Raw genomic sequence first — 12,709 nt, forward strand, 5'->3', positions numbered from 1 at the left:
TTCGCATGCAAACTTTTTTTATCGCCCCCACCGATTTTGGCGTGGGTCTGACCTCCATCAGCCTCGGGCTGGTACGCACGCTTGAGCGCGCCGGGCTGAAAGTCGGCTTCTTCAAGCCGATCGCGCAGCCGCATCCGGGCGACACCGGCCCTGAGCGTTCCACCGAACTGGTGTCGCGCACCCACGGGTTGAAACCGCCACAACCGTTGGGTCTGGCCCACGTCGAGCGGATGCTCGGCGACGGTCAGCTCGATGAGCTGCTCGAAGAAATCATCGCCCTCTATCAGCAAGCCGCCATCGGCAAAGACGTGCTGGTCGTCGAAGGCATGGTGCCGACCCGCAGCGCCAGTTACGCCGCGCGGGTCAATCTGCACTTGGCCAAGAGCCTCGATGCCGAAGTGATTCTGGTCTCCGCGCCGGAAAACGAAGTGCTCGCCGAACTCTCCGGCCGCGTCGAATTGCAGGCGCAACTGTTCGGTGGCCCGAAAGACCCGAAAGTCCTCGGCGTGATCCTCAACAAGGTCAAAACCGACGAGAGCATGGACGCCTTCGCCGCGCGTCTGAAGGAGCATTCGCCGTTGCTGCGCAGCGGTGATTTCCGCCTGCTCGGCTGCATTCCCTATCAGCCGGAACTCAACGCGCCGCGTACCCGCGACGTCGCCGACCTGATGGGCGCGCAAGTGCTCAATGCCGGTGACTACGAAACCCGGCGCATGACCAAAATCATCATTTGCGCACGGACCATGCGTAACACCGTCGAGTTGCTCAAGCCCGGCGTGTTGGTAGTGACCCCGGGCGATCGCGACGACATCATCCTCGCCGTCAGCCTCGCGGCGATCAACGGCGTGCCGCTGGCCGGCCTGCTGCTGACCAGCGACACCCTGCCGGATCCGCGCATCATGGATCTGTGCCGCGGCGCGTTGCAGGCCGGTTTGCCGGTGTTGTCGGTGAGCACCGGTTCCTACGACACCGCCAACCTGCTCAATGGCCTGAACAAGGAAATCCCGATCGACGACCGCGAGCGTGCGGAGATCATCACCGATTTCGTCGCCAGCCATCTCGACGCCAAATGGCTGCACCAGCGTTGCGGCACACCACGGGAAATGCGCCTGTCGCCGGCGGTGTTCCGCTATCAATTGATCCAGCGTGCGCAAGCGGCGAACAAACGCATCGTCCTGCCCGAAGGCAGCGAGCCGTTCACTGTGCAAGCGGCGGCGATCTGTCAGGAGCGCGGGATTGCCCGTTGTGTGTTGTTGGCCAAGCCGGAAGACGTCGAAGCCGTGGCCCGCGCACAAGGCATTACGTTGCCGCCGGGCCTGGAGATTCTTGATCCCGATCTGATCCGCGAGCGCTACGTCGAGCCGATGGTCGCTCTGCGCAAAACCAAAAGCCTCAACGCGCCAATGGCCGAGCAGCAGCTGGAAGATACCGTGGTGATCGGCACCATGATGCTCGCACTGGATGAAGTCGACGGCCTCGTTTCCGGCGTGATCAACACCACGGCCAACACCATCCGCCCGGCGCTGCAATTGATCAAGACCGCGCCGGGCTGCACGCTGGTGTCGTCGGTGTTCTTCATGTTGTTCCCGGAAGAAGTGCTGGTGTATGGCGATTGCGTGATGAACCCGCATCCGAGTGCCACCGAACTGGCCGAGATTGCCCTGCAAAGCGCCGACTCGGCGGCCGCGTTCGGCATCACCCCGCGCGTGGCGATGATCAGTTACTCCAGCGGCGAATCGGCGACCGGAGAGGAAGTCGAGAAAGTGCGCGAAGCCACCCTGCTCGCCCACGAACAACAGCACTCGCTGCTGATCGACGGCCCGCTGCAATACGACGCCGCGGCCAACGCCGACGTCGCCCGGCAACTGGCGCCGAACAGTCAGGTGGCCGGTCGCGCCACGGTGTTTGTGTTCCCGGATCTGAACACCGGCAACACCACGCACAAAGCCGTACAGCGTAGCGCCGATTGCGTCAGCCTCGGGCCGATGCTGCAAGGCCTGCGCAAACCGGTGAATGACTTGCCGCGCGGCGCGCAAGTCGATGACATCGTCTACACCATCGCCCTCACCGCGATTCAAGCCGCCAACCGACCTATGGATGTGTAAATGCTGGACTTTCTACCTGCACCGTTGCGCGGTGTGATTGCCTCGCTGCTGTTGGCACTCAATACGATTCTGCTGTGCTCGTTTCTGTTCTGCGTGGCGCTGATCAAAGTGCTGCCGTTCGACCTCGCCCGACGCGCATCACTGTGGCTGATGAGCCACACCCATGAAGCATGGATCAGCAATAACAAGGGCTGGATGAACCTGGTGCGCCGTACCCGCTGGCACATCAGCGGCCTGCAAGGGCTCGACTATCAGCACTCCTACCTGATCACCAGCAACCACCAGAGCTGGGTGGATATTCTGGTGCTGCAATACGTGCTCAACCGTCGGATTCAGCCGCTGAAGTTTTTCCTCAAGCAGGAGCTGATCTGGGTGCCGGTGATCGGTCTGGCGTGGTGGGCGCTCGGTTTTCCATTCATGAAGCGCTACTCCAAGGCCTACCTGGCCAAGCACCCGGAGAAGAAAGGCAAAGACCTCGAAACCACGCGCAAAACCTGCGCGAAGTTTCGCAATAATCCGGTGGGAATTTTCAACTTCGTCGAAGGCACGCGGTTCACTGAAGGCAAGCATGCGCAGCAGCAATCGCCGTTCAAATACCTGCTCAAGCCCAAAGCGGGCGGCATTGCCTTTGTACTGGATGCGATGGGCGAACAGCTGGAGTCGATCGTCAACGTGACGATTCACTACCCGGCCGGGCGTCCGGGGTTCTGGGATTTGCTCTGCGGCAATGTGCGCGATGTGGTGGTGCACTTTGAAGAGCTGAAGATTCCGCAGCAGTTCATTGGCAAGAACTACGATCAGGACGGCGAATATCGCCTGCAGTTTCAGGGCTGGATCAACCAGCTGTGGCTGGACAAGGATGCGTTGCTCGAACAGATGCACCGCGAATATCCTTCCGTATGATCGTTCCCACGCTCCGCGTGGGAATGCCTCACTGGACGCTCTGCGTCCGCTTTAGATGGGACGCGGAGCGTCCCGGGCTGCATTCCCACGCAGAGCGTGGGAACGATCACGAAATATCCGGGCAAACACTAACCCCCTGTAGGAGTGAGCCTGCTCGCGATAGCGGTGTGTCATTCAACATTGTTGGTGGCTGATCTACCGCTATCGCGAGCAGGCTCACTCCTACAATGGACCGAGTTGGCCCCAATAAAAAAGCCCGCCGATGATTGCTCATCGGCGGGCTTTTTTATTTGTCGCTAACGCTTAGATCGCGCCACGTTTGCGCAGCAGATCCAGCACTTGCTTGACGCTTTCTTCCAGGCTCAGCGTCTGCGTGTCGATCACCAGATCGGCATTCAGCGGCACGTCGTACGGGAAGGATTCGCCCGGGATGTTGTCGCCAGCGGCGGCATACAGACCTTGCGGATCCCGCTCGGCGCAAACAGCCGGCGAGGCCTGCACGTAGACCGTCAGCAGACGATCCTTGCCGATCAGGTCCCTGGCCTGCTCGCGCCCTTCAGCACTCGGAGCAACGAACGCAGCCAGGGTCAGCAGGCCGGCTTCGTTGAACTGACGCGCTACGTGCGCGGCACGACGCCAGTTCTCGGTACGACCAGCGCGATCCTGTGGCAGACCTTTGTTGAGGTCGTGACGCAGGTTCTGACCATCCAGCACAAACACCGCACGGCCCATGTCGAACAGCTTGCGTTCAACCGCATAAGCCAGCGTGCTCTTGCCCGCGCCCGACAGACCGCTGAACAGCACGGTCGCCGGTTGCTGGCCGAAACGCTGGGCACGTTCTTCCGTGGCCACGTGCGCCAGTTTGCCGTGGTGCGTGGCAGTACCATGCGTCACCGGTTGCGCGACGATCATGCCGGCGCCCACAGTGCCGTTGGTCAAACGGTCGATGATGATGAACGCGCCGGTGGTGCGGTTGCTTTCGTAACCGTCGAGGGCGATCGGCGCGTCGAGCGCGATCTTCACCTTGCCGATTTCGTTGAGCTGCAACGCGCTCGCCGGGCCTTCTTCGAGGGTGTTGACGTCGACCTTGTTGACGATGCTGGCGATCGAGCCCGGCACGTAACTGGTGGCGCGTTTGATGTCGTATTTCTTGCCCGGCAGCATCGGCTCTTCAGCCATCCACACCAGCATCGCTTCGAAGCTGTCGGTAACCGGCGGCACGTTGTCGGCATGCACCAGCAGGTCGCCACGGGAGATGTCGATTTCGTCTTCCATGGTCAGCGTGACAGCCTGACCTGGACCGGCGTGTTCCAGCTCACCCTCAAAGGTGACGATGGATTTCACCCGGCTGCTCTTGCCCGACGGCAGCACCACGACTTCGTCACCCTTGTGCACGATGCCGCTGGCCAGCGTGCCGGCGAAACCACGAAAGTTCAGGTTCGGACGGTTGACGTACTGCACCGGGAAACGCAGATCGGTGAAGTTACGGTCGCCCGCCACTTCCACGGTCTCGAGGATTTCCATCAGCGACTGGCCTTTGTACCAAGGCGAGCGCTCGGACTTGTTCACCACGTTGTCGCCCTTGAGGGCAGACATCGGCACGAAGTGCATGCTGGTCGGCTTCATCTTCAAGCCTTCGGCGAACTTCAGGTAGTCAGCCTTGATCGACTCGAACACACCTTCATCGAAGTCTTTCAGGTCCATCTTGTTGATGGCGACGACGATGTGTTTGATCCCCAGCAAGGACGCGATGAAGCTGTGGCGACGAGTCTGGGTCTGCACACCGTAACGGGCGTCGACGAGGATGATCGCCAGGTCACAGGTGGACGCACCGGTGGCCATGTTGCGGGTGTACTGCTCATGGCCGGGGGTGTCGGCGATGATGAATTTGCGTTTGGCGGTGGAGAAATAGCGGTAGGCGACATCAATAGTGATGCCCTGCTCACGCTCGGCCTGCAGGCCGTCGACCAGCAATGCCAGGTCGATGTCATCGCCAGTGGTGCCGACTTTTTTTGAGTCGCGAGTGATGGCTTCCAGATGATCTTCGTAGATCATTTTGGAGTCGTGCAGCAGGCGCCCGATCAGGGTGCTCTTGCCGTCATCGACGTTACCGCAAGTCAAAAAGCGCAGCAGCTCTTTACGTTCGTGCTGGCCCAGGTAGGCGAGGATGTCCTCGCTGATCAAATCAGATACGTGCGACATGACAACCCCTTAGAAATAACCCTGACGTTTTTTGTCTTCCATCGAGCCGGCGCCATCGTGGTCGATGACACGGCCCTGGCGCTCGGAAGTTCGCGTCAGGAGCATTTCCTGGATGATGTCCGTCAGGCTTTCGGCCTCGGACTCCACCGCGCCCGTCAACGGGTAGCAACCAAGGGTGCGGAAACGCACTTTCTTTTTGACGATGCGCGCTTTGTCTTCGTCGGACAGGTGCTCGAGGATGCGCTCGTCGTCGATCATGATCAGCGTGCCGTTCTTCTCGATCACTTCGCGTTCGGCGGCGAAGTACAGCGGCACAATCGGGATGCCTTCGAGATAGATGTACTGCCAGATGTCCAGTTCGGTCCAGTTCGACAGAGGGAATACGCGGATGGATTCGCCCTTGTTGACCTTGCCGTTGTAGACGTTCCACAGCTCTGGGCGCTGGTTTTTCGGGTCCCAGCGGTGCTTGCTGTCGCGGAACGAATACACGCGCTCTTTGGCACGGGATTTCTCTTCATCGCGACGGGCGCCGCCGAACGCTGCGTCGAAACCATGCTTGTCGAGTGCCTGCTTCAAGCCCTCGGTTTTCATGATGTCGGTGTGCTTGGCGCTGCCGTGGGTGAACGGGTTGATGTTCTGCGCCACGCCATCGGGGTTGATGTGGGTGATCAGGTCCAGGCCCAGTTCTTCGACCATCTTGTCGCGGAACTTGTACATCTCCTGGAATTTCCAGCGGGTGTCGACGTGCATCACCGGAAACGGCAGCTTGCCCGGGAAGAACGCCTTGCGTGCCAGGTGCAGCATCACGGCGGAGTCTTTACCGATGGAGTACAGCATCACCGGGTTATCGAACTCGGCGGCCACCTCGCGGATGATGTGGATGCTTTCCGCCTCCAGCTGTTTCAGATGCGTCAGTTTGTCGACCATGGCTACTCACGAAAACTTTCTTATGAACGGCCAGCGGGCCGTGTTCGAGCGGGAAATCCTAGCACAGCAGCCTCTTCTAATCAGGACGCCAACTAGATCGAAAGGGTATATGAATATGCCTGCCAGTTCGGCCGAGCAGTTCCCTTGTGGGAGCGAGCCTGCTCGCGAAAGCGGTGTGTCAGGCACCTTTGTATTGAAAGTCTGACGCCTTCGCGAGCAGGCTCGCTCCCACAGGAATTTGTGGTGGATTCAGATCGGATTCGGGCAGTCGATGAAGATGTGTTCGACGGCGAAGCGTTTTGCCAGGTAGTCGCCTAGCGCCTGTACGCCGTAGCGTTCGGTGGCGTGGTGGCCGGCGGCGATGAAGCTGATGTCGTTCTCACGTGCGCTGTGGAAGGTCTGCTCGGAGGCTTCACCGCTCAAATACAGATCAACGCCTGCGGCGACGGCCTGATCGATATAGCCCTGACCGCCACCGGTGCACCAGCCAACCCGACGGATCATCGGATTACCTTCTATCAGCAGCGGTTCGCGGCCCATCACTTCTTGCACCTTGCGGGCGAAATCGCGGGCGGTCATCGGTTCTTTCAAAGACCCGACCAGACCAACGATTTTCAGATTGTCCGGGTCCAGCGGGCCTTCCACAGTGATGTCCAGTTGACGCGCAAGTTGCACATTGTTGCCAACGTCCGGGTGCAGATCCAACGGCAAGTGATAGGCAAGCAGACTGATATCGTGCTTGAGCAACGTCTTCAATCGACGCTGCTTCATGCCAGTGATGCACGGGTTTTCGCCCTTCCAGAAGTAACCGTGATGCACCAGCACCAGATCCGCTTCGGCCTCGACAGCTGCATCGAGCAACGCCTGACTGGCCGTGACGCCGCTGACGATCCGCATCACCTGAGGACGGCCCTCAACCTGCAATCCATTCGGGCAATAATCGGCAATTTTCGCACTGCCGAGGTAACGGTCGGCTTCTTCGACGAGGGTGCTGAGGGCAACGGCCATGAAAGACTCCTAAATATCCCGTTCAGAGGCACGCGCGGCCTCGTATAATGCGCGACATTATGGGCGGTCTGACCCCGCCTGCAACTCTTCCAGGACGTGCTTAATGCTCAAGGCGCTGCGTTTTTTCGGCTGGCCGTTGTTGGCCGGTGTGCTTATCGCTCTGTTGATTATTCAGCGTTACCCGCAGTGGGTCGGGCTTCCGAGCCTCGACGTCAACCTGCAACAGGCCCCGCAAACCACCAGCGTGCAGCAGGGGCCGGTGTCCTATGCGGACGCGGTGACCATCGCCGCACCTTCGGTGGTCAACCTCTACACCACCAAAGTCATCAACAAACCGGCGCATCCGCTGTTTGAGGATCCACAGTTCCGCCGTTTCTTTGGTGACAACTCGCCGAAGCAGAAACGCATGGAATCGAGCCTCGGCTCCGGCGTGATCATGAGCCCGGAAGGCTACATCCTCACCAACAACCACGTGACCAGCGGTGCTGATCAGATTGTCGTGGCGTTGAAGGATGGCCGCGAAACCCTCGCCCGCGTCATCGGCAGCGATCCGGAAACCGACCTCGCGGTGTTGAAAATCGATCTGAAAACCCTGCCGGCGATTACCGTCGGCCGCTCGGACAACATTCGCATCGGCGACGTCGCGCTGGCCATCGGCAACCCGTTCGGCGTCGGCCAGACCGTGACCATGGGCATCATCAGCGCCACCGGGCGTAACCAATTAGGGCTGAACAACTACGAAGACTTTATCCAGACCGACGCGGCGATCAACCCGGGCAACTCCGGCGGTGCGCTAGTCGATGCCAACGGCAATCTGACCGGCATCAACACGGCGATCTTCTCCAAGTCCGGCGGCTCGCAGGGCATTGGTTTTGCCATTCCGGTGAAACTGGCGATGGAAGTGATGAAGTCGATCATCGAGCACGGTCAGGTGATTCGCGGCTGGCTGGGCATTGAAGTGCAACCGCTGACCCAGGAACTGGCCGAGTCGTTTGGTCTGTCCGGGCGTCCGGGGATTGTCGTTGCGGGGATCTTCCGCGATGGCCCGGCACAGAAGGCTGGCTTGCAATTGGGCGACGTGATTCTGAGCATCGATGGCGAGCCTGCGGGCGATGGCCGTCGTTCAATGAATCAGGTTGCACGGATCAAACCGACCGACAAAGTGACGATTCAGGTGATGCGCAACGGCAAAGAGATCAAGCTCACCGCTGAAATCGGCCTGCGCCCACCACCGGCGCCGGTGAAAGAAAAAGAAGAGTAAAACTTTTCTCGCGCCAGACGCACGAATAACAGACATTCTCAATAGGCATGTTATATTGTTTCAATTCTAAGAATTGGAACAACATAACATGTCGTCTCGAACAAAGGCTTCCCTGCTCGGCCTGAGTCTTGGTCTGCTGGTCGATCCAACCTTCGCCGAAGAATCAAAACCCCTCGAACTCGACGCCATCAGCGTCATCTCCGACTACGAATCGCCGACTGGCCCGGTCAAAGGCTATCGCGCCACGCGTTCATCCAGCGCGACCAAAACCGACACCGCGATCCGCGATATTCCTCAAGCCATCAGCGTCGTACCGGCCAGTGTGCTCAAGGATCTGGGCAGCACCAGCGTCGAGCGCGCACTGGATTTCGCCGGCGGCGTATCCAAGCAAAACAACTTCGGCGGCCTTACGCTTTACGAATACAGCGTGCGCGGCTTCACCACCTCGGAGTTCTACAAGGACGGTTTCAGCGCCAATCGCGGCTATCCGAGCACACCGGATTCAGCCAACATCGAGCGCATCGAAGTGCTCAAAGGCCCCGCCGCCAGCCTGTATGGCCGCGGCGATCCCGGTGGCACGGTGAACATCGTCACCAAGAAACCGCAACCCGAGGCCTTCACCACCCTGCAAACCAGCGCCGGCAGTTGGGATCGCTATCGCACCGCGCTGGACGTCAACACGCCACTCGATGAGCAAGGCGATGTGCTGTCACGGATCAACCTCGCGGTCGAGGACAACCACAGCTTCCGCGATCACGTCGACAGCCAGCGTGTGTTCGTCGCGCCCTCGATCAGTTGGCAATTGAACCCGGACACATCGCTGCTGGTGGAAAGCGAAATCGTCCGCCACAGCTCCACCTTTGATCGAGGCATCGTCGCGCCGAACAACAAATGGAGCGGCGTGTCGCGCTCGACCTTCCTCGGCGAACCCAACGACGGCAACATCGACAACCACAACAACCTGCTGCAGGCCACGCTGGAACATCACCTCAATGACAGCTGGAAGCTGCGCCTGGCCAGCCATTACAAGGAAGGCAAACTCTGGGGCGACGCCTCGGAACAACGGGCGCTGAACGCCGACGGCCACACGGTCAACCGTCGCTTGCGCGAACGCGATACAAGTTGGCACGACAGCATCACCCAACTGGAACTGCGTGGTCTGTTTGATCTCGGCCCATGGCAGCACGAACTGTTGATCGGCACCGAGTACGAAAACTTCCGCAAGAACGAGCGCGTTACCACGATTGCCGGTGGCCCTTACGCCATCGACATCTATAACCCGGTCTATGGCCAGCCAAAACCCAACGGCGCGCGGTCGGGCACTGACTTTTTCGAACAGGTCGAAAGCCATGCATTGAACCTGCAGGATCAAATCATCTTCACCGACAAACTGCGCGGGATGATCGGAGCGCGTTTCGAGCACTTCGATCAGCACATCGACGACCACAGCCGCAACGCCACAAGCAACCAACGCCACGACGCCCTGACCCAGCGTGTCGGACTGCTCTATCAACTGACGCCGGATACCGGCCTCTTCGCCAACGCCTCAACCTCGTTCAAACCGAATAACGGCCTCGACGCCGCCGGCAAATCCTTCGACCCGGAAGAAGGCGTCGGCTACGAAGTCGGGATCAAGAACGAACTGTTCGATGAGCGCCTGAGCAGCACCCTCGCCTTCTTCCACATCGACAAGGAAAACGTCCTCGCCCTCGACCCTGGTACCGACACCAGCCGCGCGATGGGCAAGGCGCGCAGTCGCGGTTTCGATTGGCAGGTCAGCGGGCAAGTCACCGAAGCCGTGCGGATCATCGGCGCCTTCGCCTACATCGACGCCGAAGTGACCAAGGGCGACGCGGTGATTGCCACCGGCAGCCGCATCCTCGGCGTGGCCAAGCGTAGCGGCAGCCTGCTCGGCGTTTATGAGTTTCAGGATGGGCATTTACGCGGCTCGGACGTCGGCGCAGCGTTCACCTATGTCGGTGACCGCTCAGGCGAATCCGGCAGCGACTTCGAATTGCCGGCCTACCAGACCGTCGACTTGCTGGCGCACTACAAGGCCAGCGACAACGTCACTGTCGGCCTCAACCTCAACAACCTCTTCGACGAAAAGTATTACGAGCGCTCCTACAGCAACTACTGGGTCAACCCCGGTGAGCCGCGCAATTTCACCGTCAGCCTGACACTCAATCTGTAAAAGGACGTCACCATGCAATACGGCAAAACCTTTGTGCTCATCGCTGCGCTGTTCGCAGGCCAGGTCTCGGCCCATGGCCTGTGGACGGAGCAACGGCGCGGCAATATCGAAGTGGTCTACGGTCACGGCGCTGAGGACAACGCGTTCAAAGCCCACAAGGTCAGCGGTGCCTGGGCCTACGATGCGGCCGGCAAGATGATTCCGGTGAGCGTCGAGCGCCTGGCGGATCATGCTCGTTTGAAACCTTTGAAGGCGCCTGCGGTGATGGCCGTGGCATTGAACAATGGCATGTGGTCGCAGACGGCTGACAAGAAATGGATCAACCAAGGTCGCAGCAAAGTGCCGGGCGCCATTGAGGCCACCGAGACGTTCAAGTACAGCCTGGCGATTTATCAGCCGGGGGCGAAGTTGCCAAAGCTCGATCAGATCAAGTTGCTGATTTTGCCGGAGGTTGATCCGCTGACGGTTGGGCCGGGCAAGTCATTGCCGGTGCGGGTGTTGCTCGATGGCAAACCGGCGGCGGGTGTGAAGTTGATTGGCGATTATCGCAGTGCGCCGAACACGTTGAGCACCGAGACTGACAAGGATGGTCGGGCGCAGGTATTGGTGAGGAATGAAGGGTTGAATGTGATTGCGGCGCAGGTTGAAGTGCCGGTGAAGGGCAGCGCGGATGTGGATAGTCGTGGGTTGTTCACCTCACTGACTTTCCTTGGCGAGCCGCATCACGAATAAAAGCAGACCCTCACCCCAGCCCTCTCCCTGAGGGAGAGGGGGCCGACCGCGTTGTCTTGCGAAGTACATCGACCTGAAAGACCGAGTCGATTATGGATTCGGTACAGCACTCTCACGTCGGCGAAACTCTGCAATATCCCCCAGTCAGTCCCCTCTCCCTCTGGGAGAGGGGATCGACCGAGTTGTCTTGCGAAGCACATCGACCTGAAAGACCGAGTCGATTATGGATTCGGTACAGCACTTTCACATCGGCGTTACTCTGCAATATCCCCCAATCAGTCCCCTCTCCCTCTGGGAGAGGGTTAGGGTGAGGGGTCTTTGTTTTTAGAGATCGCCAAGTCCATCGATAAGCGCCTGATTCTGCTCCGGCGTACCAATCGAAATCCGCAAAAATTGCGCAATCCGCTCCTGCTTGAAGTGCCGCACGATCACGCCCTGCTCACGCAGTTTGGCCGCCAGCCCCGCCGCATCATGCTGCGGGTGCCGGGCGAAAATGAAGTTCGCCGCCGACGGCAACACTTCAAAACCCTTGGCCTGCAACTGCGCAATCACCCACTCACGGCTCTCGACGACCAGACGGCAAGTCTTGTCGAAATACTCACGATCTTCGAACGCCGCTGCCGCACCGACAATCGCCAGACGATCGAGTGGATAAGAGTTGAAGCTGTTCTTGATCCGCTCCAGCGCCTCGATGAGATCGGGATGACCGACCGCAAAACCAACGCGCAAACCCGCCAGCGAACGCGACTTGGACAAGGTCTGCGTCACCAGCAGGTTTGGATAACGGTTCACCAGACTGATCGCCGTTTCGCCGCCGAAGTCGATATACGCCTCGTCCACCACAACTACCGAATCCGGGCTGGCCTTGAGGATTTGTTCAACCGCGTCCAGCGCCAGCAGGCAACCGGTGGGTGCGTTCGGGTTAGGGAAAATGATCCCGCCGTTCGGCTTGGCGTAGTCGGACGGGTCGATCTGGAACTGCGCGTCCAGCGGCACCGCATCGTATTTGATGCCGTACAACCCGCAGTAAACCGGATAGAAGCTGTAACTGATGTCCGGAAACAACAGCGGCTGATCGTGTTGCAGCAAACCGTGGAAAATGTGCGCGAGCACTTCGTCCGAACCGTTGCCGAGGAACACCTGATTGCTTTGCACGCCGTAATACTCGGCGACTGCGGTTTTCAGCAGGTCGCTGTTCGGGTCCGGGTACAGACGCAGGTTGTCATTCAGTTCGGTCTGCATCGCCGCCAAGGCTTTTGGCGATGGGCCGTAAGGGTTTTCGTTGGTGTTGAGCTTGACCAGTTTGGTCAGCTTCGGCTGTTCACCCGGCACGTACGGCACCAGATCCTTGACGAACGGGCTCCAGAATTTACTCAT

General features: G+C 59.5%; 9 protein-coding genes. 5 read left to right on the plus strand and 4 right to left on the minus strand.

Going from position 1 to position 12,709, the window contains the following annotated elements; genetic code table 11:
• Positions 1–5 precede the first annotated feature (5 nt).
• Together pta and ACOYXJ_RS04770 are read left to right on the plus strand one after the other, a co-directional pair.
• Entirely contained in the window at positions 6–2,105 is a 2,100-nt protein-coding gene (gene pta / locus ACOYXJ_RS04765; protein ID WP_150792354.1) for a phosphate acetyltransferase, read from the plus strand.
• A complete protein-coding gene (locus ACOYXJ_RS04770) occupies positions 2,106–3,008 on the plus strand; it encodes an acyltransferase (protein WP_034154496.1) in 903 nt (300 codons plus the stop codon).
• A 303-nt stretch (positions 3,009–3,311) separates the two neighbouring features.
• Here the strand turns inward: ACOYXJ_RS04770 and cysN are convergent, their stop codons facing one another.
• The 3 genes from cysN to ACOYXJ_RS04785 all read right to left on the minus strand — a co-directional run bounded on the left by cysN (position 3,312) and on the right by ACOYXJ_RS04785 (position 7,145).
• On the minus strand, positions 3,312–5,210 hold the full coding sequence (gene cysN / locus ACOYXJ_RS04775) for a sulfate adenylyltransferase subunit CysN (protein WP_460368177.1): 1,899 nt from the start codon (positions 5,208–5,210) through the stop codon (positions 3,312–3,314).
• Between the two features lie 9 nt (positions 5,211–5,219).
• Positions 5,220–6,137 (minus strand): sulfate adenylyltransferase subunit CysD, encoded by a 918-nt coding sequence (cysD, locus tag ACOYXJ_RS04780; RefSeq protein WP_007912374.1) that lies wholly within the window; start codon positions 6,135–6,137, stop codon positions 5,220–5,222.
• Positions 6,138–6,386: 249 nt separating this feature from the next.
• On the minus strand, positions 6,387–7,145 hold the full coding sequence (locus ACOYXJ_RS04785; RefSeq protein ID WP_038357546.1) for a Nif3-like dinuclear metal center hexameric protein: 759 nt from the start codon (positions 7,143–7,145) through the stop codon (positions 6,387–6,389).
• A 103-nt stretch (positions 7,146–7,248) separates the two neighbouring features.
• Here ACOYXJ_RS04785 and algW point away from each other — a divergent pair, with 103 nt between their 5' ends.
• The 3 genes from algW (at position 7,249) to ACOYXJ_RS04800 (ending at position 11,332) form a co-directional block, all read left to right on the plus strand.
• Complete coding sequence (algW, locus tag ACOYXJ_RS04790; protein WP_122597950.1) at positions 7,249–8,406, plus strand: Do family serine endopeptidase AlgW; 1,158 nt, start codon at positions 7,249–7,251, stop codon at positions 8,404–8,406.
• 88 nt (positions 8,407–8,494) lie between these two features.
• Positions 8,495–10,600 (plus strand): TonB-dependent siderophore receptor, encoded by a 2,106-nt coding sequence (locus tag ACOYXJ_RS04795; RefSeq protein WP_460368180.1) that lies wholly within the window; start codon positions 8,495–8,497, stop codon positions 10,598–10,600.
• A 12-nt stretch (positions 10,601–10,612) separates the two neighbouring features.
• Positions 10,613–11,332: a DUF4198 domain-containing protein gene (locus ACOYXJ_RS04800; RefSeq protein ID WP_460368182.1), complete on the plus strand. Its 720-nt coding sequence runs from the start codon at positions 10,613–10,615 to the stop codon at positions 11,330–11,332.
• Positions 11,333–11,656: 324 nt separating this feature from the next.
• Here the strand turns inward: ACOYXJ_RS04800 and hisC are convergent, their stop codons facing one another.
• A complete protein-coding gene (gene hisC, locus ACOYXJ_RS04805) occupies positions 11,657–12,709 on the minus strand; it encodes a histidinol-phosphate transaminase (protein ID WP_460368184.1) in 1,053 nt (350 codons plus the stop codon).

Source organism: Pseudomonas sp. Tul2A7 (assembly GCF_054790505.1).

Coding starts and splice junctions, on each gene's coding strand:
- pta (WP_150792354.1), top strand. CDS start 6: ATGCAAACTTTTTTTATCGCCCCCACCGATTTTGGCGTGGGTCTGACC.
- ACOYXJ_RS04770 (WP_034154496.1), top strand. CDS start 2,106: ATGCTGGACTTTCTACCTGCACCGTTGCGCGGTGTGATTGCCTCGCTG.
- cysN (WP_460368177.1), bottom strand. CDS start 5,210: ATGTCGCACGTATCTGATTTGATCAGCGAGGACATCCTCGCCTACCTG.
- cysD (WP_007912374.1), bottom strand. CDS start 6,137: ATGGTCGACAAACTGACGCATCTGAAACAGCTGGAGGCGGAAAGCATC.
- ACOYXJ_RS04785 (WP_038357546.1), bottom strand. CDS start 7,145: ATGGCCGTTGCCCTCAGCACCCTCGTCGAAGAAGCCGACCGTTACCTC.
- algW (WP_122597950.1), top strand. CDS start 7,249: ATGCTCAAGGCGCTGCGTTTTTTCGGCTGGCCGTTGTTGGCCGGTGTG.
- ACOYXJ_RS04795 (WP_460368180.1), top strand. CDS start 8,495: ATGTCGTCTCGAACAAAGGCTTCCCTGCTCGGCCTGAGTCTTGGTCTG.
- ACOYXJ_RS04800 (WP_460368182.1), top strand. CDS start 10,613: ATGCAATACGGCAAAACCTTTGTGCTCATCGCTGCGCTGTTCGCAGGC.
- hisC (WP_460368184.1), bottom strand. CDS start 12,709: ATGAGTAAATTCTGGAGCCCGTTCGTCAAGGATCTGGTGCCGTACGTG.